General features: G+C 37.1%; 10 protein-coding genes. 4 read left to right on the top strand and 6 right to left on the bottom strand.

From position 1 onward, the window contains the following. Positions 1–16: 16 nt before the first annotated feature. The 3 genes from QJV27_RS10530 to metE form a co-directional block, all read right to left on the bottom strand. Positions 17–1,345 (bottom strand): OprD family outer membrane porin, encoded by a 1,329-nt coding sequence (locus tag QJV27_RS10530; protein ID WP_281448884.1) that lies wholly within the window; start codon positions 1,343–1,345, stop codon positions 17–19. A gap of 12 nt (positions 1,346–1,357) precedes the next feature. Then, on the bottom strand, positions 1,358–2,512 hold the full coding sequence (locus tag QJV27_RS10535; protein WP_281448885.1) for a DUF1624 domain-containing protein: 1,155 nt from the start codon (positions 2,510–2,512) through the stop codon (positions 1,358–1,360). A gap of 82 nt (positions 2,513–2,594) precedes the next feature. After that, complete coding sequence (gene metE / locus QJV27_RS10540; protein ID WP_346771191.1) at positions 2,595–4,910, bottom strand: 5-methyltetrahydropteroyltriglutamate--homocysteine S-methyltransferase; 2,316 nt, start codon at positions 4,908–4,910, stop codon at positions 2,595–2,597. An 83-nt stretch (positions 4,911–4,993) separates the two neighbouring features. Here metE and QJV27_RS10545 point away from each other — a divergent pair, with 83 nt between their 5' ends. Then, positions 4,994–5,911 (top strand): LysR family transcriptional regulator, encoded by a 918-nt coding sequence (locus QJV27_RS10545; RefSeq protein ID WP_281448886.1) that lies wholly within the window; start codon positions 4,994–4,996, stop codon positions 5,909–5,911. Positions 5,912–6,005: 94 nt separating this feature from the next. Here QJV27_RS10545 and QJV27_RS10550 read toward each other — a convergent pair whose 3' ends face one another. Beyond that, the gene (locus QJV27_RS10550; RefSeq protein ID WP_281448887.1) at positions 6,006–7,025 is read right to left on the bottom strand and encodes a linear amide C-N hydrolase; all 1,020 of its coding nucleotides are present in this window, start codon (positions 7,023–7,025) and stop codon (positions 6,006–6,008) included. 386 nt (positions 7,026–7,411) lie between these two features. Here QJV27_RS10550 and QJV27_RS10555 point away from each other — a divergent pair, with 386 nt between their 5' ends. The 3 genes from QJV27_RS10555 to QJV27_RS10565 all read left to right on the top strand — a co-directional run bounded on the left by QJV27_RS10555 (position 7,412) and on the right by QJV27_RS10565 (position 10,403). After that, complete coding sequence (locus QJV27_RS10555; protein WP_281448888.1) at positions 7,412–7,888, top strand: DUF2938 domain-containing protein; 477 nt, start codon at positions 7,412–7,414, stop codon at positions 7,886–7,888. A gap of 286 nt (positions 7,889–8,174) precedes the next feature. Further along, the gene (locus QJV27_RS10560; RefSeq protein ID WP_281448889.1) at positions 8,175–9,749 is read left to right on the top strand and encodes a tetratricopeptide repeat protein; all 1,575 of its coding nucleotides are present in this window, start codon (positions 8,175–8,177) and stop codon (positions 9,747–9,749) included. Between the two features lie 87 nt (positions 9,750–9,836). After that, positions 9,837–10,403 carry a hypothetical protein gene (locus QJV27_RS10565; RefSeq protein ID WP_281448890.1) on the top strand — a complete coding sequence of 189 codons (567 nt, stop codon included), beginning with the start codon at positions 9,837–9,839 and terminating at the stop codon, positions 10,401–10,403. A gap of 54 nt (positions 10,404–10,457) precedes the next feature. On the opposite strand, the gene QJV27_RS10570 is transcribed toward QJV27_RS10565, so the two are convergent. Continuing rightward, complete coding sequence (locus QJV27_RS10570) at positions 10,458–11,852, bottom strand: aminotransferase-like domain-containing protein (RefSeq protein ID WP_281448891.1); 1,395 nt, start codon at positions 11,850–11,852, stop codon at positions 10,458–10,460. A gap of 330 nt (positions 11,853–12,182) precedes the next feature. Next, a complete protein-coding gene (locus QJV27_RS10575; protein WP_281448892.1) occupies positions 12,183–13,241 on the bottom strand; it encodes an alpha/beta hydrolase in 1,059 nt (352 codons plus the stop codon). Positions 13,242–13,395: the final 154 nt, after the last annotated feature.

Genomic DNA, 13,395 nt, shown 5'->3' on the forward strand with positions numbered 1-13,395 from the left:
TAATTTATTAGTAGAATTACCAAATTAATGGATATTCTATGGCAATTCGGGTCTGGTTGGTGTTTAATTCTGCTTGGGCTTTGTTGGCTTTGTGAATACTTTGTTTAAATATAATTGTTAGGTTTTTTGCTATCCCTTTGGGAACAACATATTTGGCGGAAAATTCATATTCCCAATGATGCCCATTTTTACCATATCCCAGCCAATAATATCCGTTATTTTTATCTATTTTGGTGCCATTAATTCCTGTACCACGAATAAAAGCATTGTTAATTACCAACCCTTTAATTCCCCAATGACTTATATCTAATTCATATTTAATTTGCCATGATTGTTCATGAGGGCCATTAAAGTCCGACAGTTGGGTTGAATTAGCCAGCCAAATCGCCCCACGTGTGACATAATCAAAAGGAGTATCACCGTGTACTTTTTGATATGCCAAACTAAAGTGATGCGGGCCGGTTTGATAAGTCCCCAGGATACTGCCTGTTGTATTATTGATTTTACCTGCATAGGATTTACCAATGTTTTTGCTGTGGTATCCTTGGAAATCAAGGATTAAACGATCTGTGTTTTTAAAGGTATATCCGTAATTTGCACTGACATAGCAGGTTAGCCAATTATGTTCATATCGCCCGATATAGGTGCTTAATGCAAGGGATTTAAATCCTTTATAGGTGCCCCCTATAAAATCAAAATAGCGTCCATTTTGATAAGCTGGATTTAGATAATTTACCACCATATCTCCATGACTGGAATTGGCATTTCGATCAGCACTGGCGGTAAAACGACCAATTTGGACGTTAAGATTTTTAAGCTCATTGCTGGTGATTAAAAACCCTGTCGAGGTTTCAGGTAATAATCGCATATCAGAAGAACTGAAGATAGGGGTCTTAGGACGCATAATTCCATATTTGAAAATGGTCGATGAAATTTTCAGTTTTGCCGCGCCGCCTGTGCGATTATAAACTGAACGTACACGACCATTTTTGCTTACACTTAACAATCGAATGCGTCCTATGCGTCCACTGGAATCTAATCTAATACCTGTGTAGCTTTGTGCATCTAGACCCAATCCAACCAGGCCTGTTGTGAATCCTGATTGAAAATTTGCCATAAATCCATACCCCCATTCTTTGGTATATTTGGGGATTTGTTGAACACCATTAAAGCGTCTGTATTCGTAAACACTACGATTTATGATAGAGGTAACACTGTCTGCCCAAAAGCCGTGTTTTTTCTTGGCTTTTTCATCTAAATCATTACAATAAGCACAGGTGCAGCCCAAAGAGTGTAATACTATAATTGGTGGAACCCATGCTTTACAGGTGCGTTTTTTGTTCATAATGCGCACTCGCTACAAATAGGTTAACCAAGAAAGATGCTTGTGTGTTGCTTTATAATTGGAAAACCATTTAACGCAAGGATACAGTAAAAGCACTAAAAAAAGCCAGCATCCCCATAATTGCCAAACATGGTCAAAACCAAAATACTCCCCTTTGTTTTTTCCCAAAAGATACTCTGCACTTAAGTACATAATTTTCAAGCTATAAAGATGAATAATATAAAAAAATAATGGTACGCTGCCAAAGACGGCTAAATATTTCAAGATTGAAAAATGTTGCTTTCGTTCCAATGTCCACAGCAAGAATAACCCTGTCCCCAATGTAATTAATAAAAAAAGTAATGAAGGCGGATATTTGGTAATGTTTAAAAAACTCATTATTGTTTCTACGGTTGTATTTCCATAATGCCACGATTTATCGCCATAAATATTAATTGTTCGTAACCCAGTAAATAATCCAAGTAAACTAATCGAAGTAATTATCAGGTTTCTATGACGTTGACGGGGTGAATATGATTTATTAAACCACTGCCCACAATAATATCCAACACAAATAACGCCGATCCACGGTAATACTGGATAAGAGGTGCGCGAGGCCATAAAATTATTGAGCGTAACCCAACAGCGATCGTGTGAGATGGCCCAAGGAATATAAAAAACAGAGTGAGGGGAAAAATGAATTGAATCCAGTAAGTTGTGGCCAGCAATAATCACAATTCCGGTCAGAAGAAGAAGGGATTTTTGCAACCATAACAGGGCAGATAGGGCAATCATACTTAATCCAATCGCCCAGATAACTTGTAAAAAAATTTTATGGGGTGGGAATTGAAAAGTCCACGCAAAGTTAATGACTGTAATTTCCAATATCACCAAAAATAAACCCCGTACCAGCAAGTATTTACTGATATGGTATTTGTTGGAATGTTTTTGTCCGTATAAATATGCAGATAATCCTGTTAAAAAGATAAAGACAGGGGCGCATAAATGCGCGATAAAACGACTGAAATATAAAGCAGGTTCTGTAGAAGAAATGTCAATAGGATCTGAAAGCTGTAAGTGTAAATAAAAGGTTTCACGTATGTGGTCAATAATCATGATTAAAATGACCAGTCCCCGTAACATGTCAATGGATTGTAAACGGTAAGATACAGTAGAATTAGAAGGCATGCATAAAGACTTTAAATAAATTCCCTCTTTCACGATGAAAGAGGGGTCACTATAAAATTAAGATTTATTTTTAATCAAGTTTTTAATGACGTATGATGGATGAATAAAAATCACTATTAATAGTTGATTTGCGCAATTGTTTGGCAGCATCAACCATGTGACGTAATGCAGGAATAACTTCTGACCACTGGCGAGTTTTTAACCCGCAATCTGGATTAACCCATAAATGCTGAACAGGAATTAATCGTCTGGCTTTGTCCATCAGGGCAATAATTTGTGCTTTGGATGGAATATTGGGGGAATGTATATCATACACACCAGGGCCTATACTGTTAGGATAGTTGAATTCTTCAAATACTTCCAGCAGCTCCATATTCGAACGTGAGGTTTCAATGGTAATTACATCCGCATCCATCTTGGCGATAGCTGCAATAATATCATTAAATTCTGAATAACACATATGGGTATGAATTTGGGTTTGATCCTTTACCCCATTCGCTGCGATACGAAACGCACCCACCGCCCATGACAAATAATTATCCCATTGTGAACGCCGAAGGGGCAATCCCTCTCTTAAAGCTGCTTCGTCAATTTGAATGATTTTAATATTTGCTTGTTCTAAATCCAATACTTCTGCGCGGATGGCCAAGGCCAGTTGATAACAGGTTTCTGATCTGGGTTGATCATCGCGAACAAAAGACCAGTTTAAAATCGTTACTGGGCCTGTTAACATGCCCTTAACTGTTTTATCGGTTAATGACTGGGCATATTTAATCCAAGGCAAGGTCATAGCTTGGTTACGGTGGATATCACCATATAAAATGGGGGGTTTAACGCAACGTGAACCATATGATTGCACCCATCCGTGTTGACTGATAACATATCCTTCTAATTGTTCACCAAAATATTCGACCATGTCATTGCGTTCTGCCTCACCGTGAACAAAGACATCCAAATCTAAATCTGTTTGTTGTTGAATACAAAGAGCAATTTCTTTGTGCATTGCGGCTTCATAGGTTTGGAAATCGATATTGCCTTTTTTAAATTGATTTCTGGCTTTACGAATATCTGATGTTTGTGGAAAAGATCCAATCGTTGTTGTGGGGAAAATGGGTAAATTTAGAATTTTTTGCTGGATTTTAAACCGTTCTGTATAAGGGCTGTTGCGGTTTCCAAGCTCTGGAGTTATGGTTTTACACAAGTCACGCACGTGGGGATTATGGGTAAGGGTTGATGTTTTACGGCTTTGAATGGCTTGGTGATTATCGTTCAAATCCTGTTTTACAGAGGTGCGACCATCTTTAAGAGCGTGGGCAATGATAGTCAGTTCATCGAGTTTTTGTAGGGCAAAAGCCATCCATGATTTTATTTGTGGATCTATTTTGCTTTCATTTTGCAGATCAACAGGTACGTGTAATAAAGAGCATGAAGGGGCAATCCATAACCGCTTGCCCAATTTTTGATAGATAGGTTCTAACCAATCTAAAATAGTATTTAAATCACTTTTCCATATATTGCGTCCGTTAATAATACCTAGGGAAATAATTTTATTCGCGTCAATGGTATCAATTAGGGATTGTATTTCATCAAATCCGTTGATCGTATCCAAATGCACCCCTTGTACTGGTAATTTGCATAAAATCTCAAGATTATCCTGTAATTGACCAAAATAAGTCGCTACAAGAATATTTAATTGGTCATTTTGTAGGTGTTTATAAGTATACAGAAACGCATCTTGCCATTCTTTGGATAATTCAGTGACTAAAATCGGTTCATCTAACTGTACCCATTGAATTTGACGCTGTGCCAACAACGATAATAGTTCAGCATAGGTTTTAACCAATTGGGGCAACAAGTCAAGTTTGTTTAAATCTCCATAAGTCTTTCCTAAAGATAGATAAGTGACTGGCCCAACCAATACAGGTTTGATAGCAGGATTAATATGTTGTGCTTCTTGGATCTGGGCTAGTAAATGTTCTGCATTCAGGGTGAAATGTGTCTCTTTGGTAAACTCTGGAACAATAAAATGATAATTTGTGTCAAACCATTTTGTCATTTCACCAGCGAAAACAGAGTTTTCATTGTGTTCGTCATTGGCAGAACGGCCTCTGGCTACACGAAAATATTGATCTAACCTTGTATCTTGATCTTTGATGGAACGGGTTGGGATATTACCCAACAGAAAACTCATATCTAACACATGGTCATAATAAGAGAAATCACCAACAGGAATAAAATCAAGATTTTTTTGATACTGCCAATGTGTGCTTCGTAAATTAACACCAGTTTGTAATAGTGCTGATTGGGTGATGGAGCCATTCCAATAAGATTCAAGGGCGAATTTGAGTTCTCTTTTCCCACCGATGCGTGGAAATCCCAAATTATGTGTAGTGACCATGATATATTTTCCTGTTTGAGTGAAATTAGGGGTATGATATGAAGAATAATCTAGAAATGAAAATGATATTAATTCATTGAACGATGAATATTATTCATAGTATGGCAGGGAATATGATAGAGCGGATTCATTTGGAAATTATTCAAGAATTAGACAAACAGAAATCTTTAACCAAGGCCGCAGATACATTATGCCTTAGCCAGTCCGCGCTAAGCCATACAATGAAGAAATTAGAACAGGTATTAGGGGTTTCTTTGTGGATCAGGGATGGACGTTATTTACGTTTAACCCAAGCAGGTTCGTATTTGCTTGCTTTATCTAATCGTATCCTACCCCAGCTAAATCACGGGGAAATGATGATGCAGCAATATGCTGCGGGAAAAGCGGGTACATTGCGTATTGGTTTGGAATGTTACCCTTGTTATCAATGGTTATTAAAGGTGGTATCCCCTTATTTAGAGGCTTGGCCAAATATTGATATCGATGTGAAGCAAAAATTTAAATTTGGTGGATTGGATGCACTGGAAAACTACGAAATTGATTTGTTGGTCACCCCTGATCCGGTGTTTAAGACAGATTTGCAATTTAAACCTGTTTTTGATTATGAACAGGTGCTGGTGATTGGTAAAAACCATAGTTTAAAACATAAGAAAACTGTCGAACCTGCTGACTTGTTGAACGAAGTATTGATAACCTATCCAGTACCGACAGATCGTTTGGATATTTATAGTCAATTTCTAATTCCCGCGGGGATTGTGCCCAGCCAACACAAAACGATTGAAACCACGGATATTATTTTGCAAATGGTTGAAAGCCATCGTGGGGTGACGGCTTTACCTTTGTGGCTGGTTTTAGAAAATATGCAAAAATTTAAAATAACCCCAGTGCGCTTGGGCAAAGTAGGTATTGCCAAACATATTCATGTTGGGGTGCGAAAGAAAGATCAGGATTTACCCTATATTCATGCCTTTATTGAATCTTCTTTAAAAGTAAAATTGTAAAGTTCGAATTAAGGTAAAATCCTAAAAACACCACAACAATGATCGTTTTTAGGATTTATAATGAATATTCAAAGAAGTAATTGTTTAATGACAATTAAATTACTTGGGTATGATAGGGTACATGCTTACATCTAAAGTCGCATAAACTATATTTCGTATAATTGATATCGTTATAAGTCCGAATAAATAACTCGCCACGACTTAAATCAGCAAGGGCAGTCCATTCCGAATATTCGTAAACTCCGTCTGTGCCAACAGTAATATTTTTGGGACGGTCAAATTTATTCATAATATGGGATAATTCCACTAAGGCTGTATCAGGGTTATCCACTTTATTAACAAAAGACGAATAATATACAGCTCTAACAAATCGACCAACAGACATTTCATCAGAAGGTAAATTCGCAGTAGAATTTCCTAAATCTGGTTGTTTCAATGTAAGATTCCCCAACGCTGTTGAAGTTGGCACATCCTTGTTTGTTAACATCGTATAATGATTCAGGTTTGTTAGATGCCATGGAAATTCGGGACCATTGGTCAGGACGCCTGTTGGATTATCGTAAATATTTAATTTCTTATTATCATATTCGATAACAATTGATTTTCCAGTTTTATCGTAAAAGATAAAATGGAAAGGCGATGTGCGATTACCAATAGAGGCTAAAACAGGTGACCATACAGGTTGTTTTTGCAATGCTGCTTTAACTTCGTCCACGGTGGCAAAACTGGCAAGACCCCAATCCCCAATTTTGATCACAGGGATCGAACGGCAGTAATCTTCTGGATTTAAATCTGGAGTGACAGAGCTGCTGTACATATTTGCGGCAAAAGCCAATCCAGCGCAATTAAAACCATTAATAAAGCAAAGGTCATCTTTACTAGATGCAGGCATGGTAATGCCCAAAATATTATATTTGGAGGTAAAGGTCAGACCAGCAGAATTATCAGGGGCTACGGTGGTAAAAACGGTGTTGCATGGATAAAAGCTGAGATAAGAAGGATAATCGACGGAAAATTCTAACGTTCTGCCGTGATAAACATTGTTGGATTTGTCTTTAATAATAAGCGATGTACAAGCCAAATTGGCATTATTAGGCAAAGATTGTGTAGACATAATAAATTCCTTTAAGATAACTGTTCTAATTAAAATAGAAGTCTAAATGAAATAATTGTTTCAAATAAGATAAATATGTATTGGTATTTATTTGTAGAAATACATATTTTAATTAAATATACGTATAATTTTATAGTATATACTTATATTTTATCAAACATATTAATATATGTCATTAAATTTATAATATTACTTAGATTTTATCAGTAATTTCTTGTTCGACAAATTTATAACAGACATTAGCGTATTGTGTGCTTTGGATTACTTCGTAACTGGCCTATCAAAGAGTTGATAATATTAAGATTTCAAAAAGAAAAATCGTCTTGTTAATTTAATATAGACTGGCTAAGAATAAATTTTAATCATGTAGGTCTGGGAACAGGAAAATGAATATTATTGTTGGTGGGGTATTGATTGGGGTGGGTGCCACGGTTGTGATGGATATTTGGGATGTCGTTTTTGGCACTTTGCCAGGACAATCGCAATCAAATTGGGCACCGATTGGACGATGGTTTTGGCATTTAAAAAGTGGGAAAATTTTCCACAATGATATCAATCAGGCCGAACCCTATCAGCACGAGCTGGCTTTGGGTTGGACATGCCATTATTTAGTCGGAATTTTATACGGTATTATTTTCGCCCTATATGGTGGCGCGGCATGGTTTACCAACCCGACCTTTTTACCTGCTTGGATCTGGGGTATTTTGACCGTTGGGGCGGGGTGGTTTTTATTGCAACCAGGCCTGGGTATTGGATTTGCGGCATCAAAATTACCTAATGCCTGGACTGTGCGTATTTTAAATTTGATTGCTCACAGTTTCTTTGCCTTGGGCATGTATTTGACAGCATTATTGTTGCGATAATTTTTTAAGCAAAAGCCCTGTGTACAATTACCTGTGGGTATATACGACAACACAGGTATTTTTATACAGCATCATTTATAACTAAATTAATTAACGATGTTATTCAATTAAGGGGCCTTGCGAATACAACCATATATTATTAGTATTTATTACGATCTCAATTTTATTTTGCAACGGGTCGGTGTTGATTAAAAAATAGCAGAAAGAACCGTTTTTAATCAAAAACCCGATATATATGTAGGGGGCCGATGCGTAACTTTCCCCGCGATAAAGAGAAGCTATATACATGAGTGATCCAGAAAAAGATGAAAACAAAAAGACGTACGCAGAAAAACAATTTGATCTGGGTCGTGATTGCTATAAAGCAGGGCAAGCAGAACAAGCAAAGCAGCATTGGGTCAATATTCAACGCGACGATGATCAGCAACAATATGCTAAGGCACAATTCTATCTAGGTTTTTCTTTTAATAAAGCAGGGCAAGTAGAACAAGCAAGGCAGCATTGGGAAAATATTCAATGCGACGATGACAAGCAGCACTATGCTTGGGCACAATTTTGTCTAGGTCTTTCTTTTAATAAAGCAGGGCAAGTAGAGCAAGCAAGGCAGTATTGGGCCAATATTCAACGCGAAGATGACAAACAGCACTATGCTTTGGCACAATTTTGTCTAGGTCTTTCTTCTTATGAAGCAGGGCAAGTAGAACAAGCAAGGCAGCATTGGGAAAATATTCAACGCGACGATGATCAGCAGCACTATGCTGAGGCACAATTCGGTCTAGGTCTTTCTTTTGATGAAGCAGGGCAAGTAGAGCAAGCAAGGCAGCATTGGGAAAATATTCAACGCGACGATGACAAACAGTACTATGCTAAGGCACAATTGAATCTAGGTCTTTCTTTTAATAAAGCAGAGCAAGTAGAGCAAGCAAGGCAGCATTGGGCCAATATTCAACGCGACGATGATCGGCAGTTATATGCTTTGGCACAATTGAATCTAGGTCTTTCTTTTAATAAAGCAGAGCAAGTAGAGCAAGCAAGGCAGCATTGGGCCAATATTCAACGCGACGATGATCGGCAGTTATATGCTTTGGCACAATTCAATCTGGGTCTTTCTTTTAATAAAGCAGGGCAAGTAGAGCAAGCAAGACAGCATTGGGCTAATATTCAACGCAACGATGACAAACAGTTATATGTTTGGGCACAATTCTATTTAGGTCTTTCTTTTGATGAAGCAGGGCAAGTAGAGCAAGCAAGGCAGCATTTTAAAGAAATAATCAAAATTCAGTGTGACTTTGAAGCAGGTAATTATCAAAGAGATCTAGCGATTTATAGCATTCAGCAAGTCGCTGTTTTTCTGTTAGGGAATCAATTAAAGGGTGAATTATCAAAAGGCAAAGATTTAATTTTCAGTCTGACAGATATCCAGGACTGTGTAACAAATATATGGAGCAGCTTGCATATTAATTCCCACTCAAATTTAATACAAGCAGAGGATCAATTCGCACATTATACCAGTGCCAAGGTCGCTGAGATTATCATTAAAAATGGCAGTTTTCATTTGGGCGTTGCCAATCATATGAATGATCCATCAGAGGGCAAAGTCTTATTAAATGAATTAAATATTCCATCCAATTATAACACAGATTTGTTGGCATTTTTAACCAGTTTTACGCTGAACGAAAATTCGTTAAATCAATTCAGACTGTATGGAAAAACAGATCATGTTGACGGCTCTGGGATCAGTCTGGTGGTCGCCCCATCATTTTTTAACGCTGCGCTGGATCCACAAACCCTATCTTATATTAATATGGCTTCGCTATCTGGTGGAATGACAAAAGCTATGAATAGCATACAGAAACCATAAATTTCAGAAGATTATTCAACAGTAAAGACGGATCAAAAAGATCGAAAAAGAATATCAGAGAAATTACCCTTATTTCGATGTATCTACATGAATCCACGAACGGATTACATCAGTGTGGCACAGAAAAGCAAACTGTCATTTTATTTAAAAAATGATGACAAAGATCCCGAAACAACATGGTTGGAATATAGTGAGAAAATAAATAAAATTACCCAAGATGTCAAAAACGAACTGAATAAAATAAAAGAGAGTATCAAAAAGATTGTTGACCTAATCGAACAAGACGGAATTTGCCAACAAAACGAGATCTATGATGCTTTGGCCACTATTTTATTACCCATTATTTACTTAACCAAACACGCTGCATTTGAAGAAGAGGCAGAATGCCGTATTTTATATATGACCTCAATCTTTGATACAATCATACAACGAAATAATGAAAGGGTATATGTTGAATATGCAGTTGATCTGGCCGATCAATATGATCAAGATAAAAAATCTCATAATTATCTAAAGAAAATTTATCTGGGGCCTAATATATCGTCGCGTGCGGAATTAAATTTAAAAAAATGTTGGGTGGATCGGGTGAGGGGAAAAGGAAAATCCGATCAACCAATTCCTATTATTGAAAAATCAACCATGCCTTTGGCTTAATTATTTGAATACAGATGATTTTGATATGGATTGGCATATCATATCAAAAGCTGATCAGAATTGGGAAATATTAAAACGGATCTCTCCTGCTTTTCCACCAAATTCCTCGCCCTTGGCAATGGTTATTCCTTGATCCAGCCAATTTTGTAATATTTTGGGCATTGCTTTGATTTGATTTTCGTGAAATTTAGCATAACAATATAATCCCCCTTGCGGTGGGGTAAAAGAAAGGTCTTGTGCGTGAAAATCTTGTAACCATTGACATAATTGTATGGATTTTTGGGATAACTGCGATGTCAACCAATCACAATGTTGATCTAATTGATGCCGTAAATAATGTTCGGCCAATAATTGCGGTAAAACACTTAACCCTCCATCAATTTGTTGGCGAATATGCGCCAACTGGGCAATAATGGCTTTGGGGGCGATAATCCAACCCGCGCGAATATTTTTGCCCATATATTTGGATAAAGACCCCATATAGATTACTTGTTGATGGGTATCATGGGCCCTAATGGGGGTGATATCAATGGTTGGGGAAAAGGATAGCATACTGCATGCGTCATCTTCTATGATGGGGATTTGGTATTGGTGGCAATAGGTTAAAATCTGTTTCCTGCGTTTGAGTGGAATGTAAGTCCCCGTTGGATTTTGAAACAAAGGATTTACAAACACCATTTTAATCGGATGTTTTTCAACCAGTTCTTTTAATCCTGCCAGGGTTATTCCGTGTTCATCCATGGGCAGGGCACAAATCCGTAATCCTGTGGCTTGGAATATAGGTAAACGATAAAACGAGGATGGGGCTTCAACTCCGATGCGATCACCAGGTTTTAATAATGTTTGTGAAATTAGAAATAATGCCTGTTGCGTGCCAGTCGTAATCAGAATTTCTGATAAATCAACGGATAATCCCAGTCGTTGCTGCATATGATTTTGCACAGCTTGACGAAAAGAATACAGCCCCAATCGTGTAGTTTCTTCATCTTGCTCAAGCGACAGTAATTGATTTAACGGTAGGTCTGTTAGGTTAAGATTAGGGAAAAGAGAAGGGGCCAAATCACCCGTTGCCATATCTTGAATTGGTTTTTTGGATTTTATAGCATCTTTACGTAAATGTTGAACGCGTAATTGGTATTCATCTTTGGGAAATTGAGTATACGCAGATTTCAAAGGCTGCCAATTCATTAAGGGGTGGGCCTGCACTCCCCATTTATCAGGATTAACAAAAGAGCCACTGCCAATTTTACGTATAATAATTCCTCGATCAGTGAGTTCATTTAATGCACGGATAATGGTTGAACGATTAACTTGTAACAAAACACTCATCCGCCGTTCAGATGGCAACCGCTCCCCAGGTGATAATTGTCCATTCATTATTGCTTGTTCAATTAAGTCAATAACCTGCTGATATCGAGGTTTGGACGAAGATAAAGGAAGATTCCACATAAATTTGCTTTAAACAAAATAAAAGTAAAGTAAATTATTACTTAATATCAAAAGATTACAAATTGCTATTAAATAAAAAAAATATTAAGTAAAAGCAAAGAAAAAAACTTTTCCAAAATTTACATATAAACGCGAATTCTTGTAGAACATAAATATAAATAGTCAATTAAGTTTTGAATGAACAAATGCGTTTTGAAAAGAGTGTTTTACATTTAATGATGACAGCAAATAGGGTGTTTTTATAAAAAAATAAATGAGTATATTCGTTAAGGATACATACTTGAATAAACGATTACCACATAATATTTGATGCAGTAACCGTTGTTCTATTTACTTTAGATAATGATCAAAGAAACTTGTGATTTTTTGAAAAGGAATTAAATCAACACGGTCGTATAAGTCGACATGGCCCGCATTTGGAACGATGTATAACTCTTTAGGTTCTGCTGCTTTTTGATAGGCATCCTCGCTAAATTCACGTGAATGAGCATGATCGCCAGTAATGAATAAAACTGGGCGAGGAGAGATGGTTTCAATATCGTTAAAAGGATAGAAATTCATAAATTTAACATTGCTGGTTAACGTCGGATGCGTATTTGTAGCTGGATCTTGATTTTTAGGAATAAATTCACCCCTTTGTGTTCTGTAAAAATCGTAAAATTCACGTTCAATAGGGCTAGAATTTTGGTCTATTTTTTCAGGTGTGCCGCTGGTATATTTAGTTTTACCACCAGCATATTCAACATCCCGTTGTGCAGAGGCTTGTTGCAAAATCTGCTTCCTTTGTTCCAGTGACAAAGAATGACGCAGCCCATGACGATTGGCAGCACCCATATCGTACATGCTGACCGTTGCGATTGCTTTTAGCCTTGGGTCGATTTTGGCAGCACTAATGGCAAAACTGCCGCTGCCACAAATACCAATAACACCAATTTTCTCTTTGTTAACAAATGGTTCACTGCCCAAAAAATCAGCCGCAGCACTGAAATCTTCAGCATAAATATCTGGGGATACTGCGTTTCTTGGGGTTCCTTCGCTTTCGCCCCAAAATGATAAATCTATGGACAGCGTAATATATCCTTGTTCGGCCATTTTGGTGGCATACAGATTGGCACTTTGCTCTTTGACGGCACCCATGGGGTGTCCGACAATAATTGCTGGATATTTTTGATTTTTGTTTAAATCATTAGGTATGAATAAGTTGCCTATAACTTTCATATGATACTGATTGTAAAATGTGATTTTTTGGCTAGAGACCTGACTACTTCTATAAAAATTTTGGGTCTTATTTGACATGCCTGCACCTTTGATTGACATTAAAGGATAACCAAACAGCAGACTGTTTAATAAACCCAATAAGATTAGTTTCTTTGCCGAAAACATCTGCATATTGTCATCCTTTTACAAGAAAAATTAAGCGTTTATCATCATCCTAAATTTGAGAGTGCACTCTTAGTCAATATGTTTTTTCATATAAATTGAAAGCAGTGATAAAGATAATCCGTTTGCAGTATAGTGGACTGATATTTAGGAAATATAGACT

It is taken from the genome of Commensalibacter oyaizuii (assembly GCF_029953265.1).
GTDB lineage: Bacteria > Pseudomonadota > Alphaproteobacteria > Acetobacterales > Acetobacteraceae > Commensalibacter > Commensalibacter oyaizuii.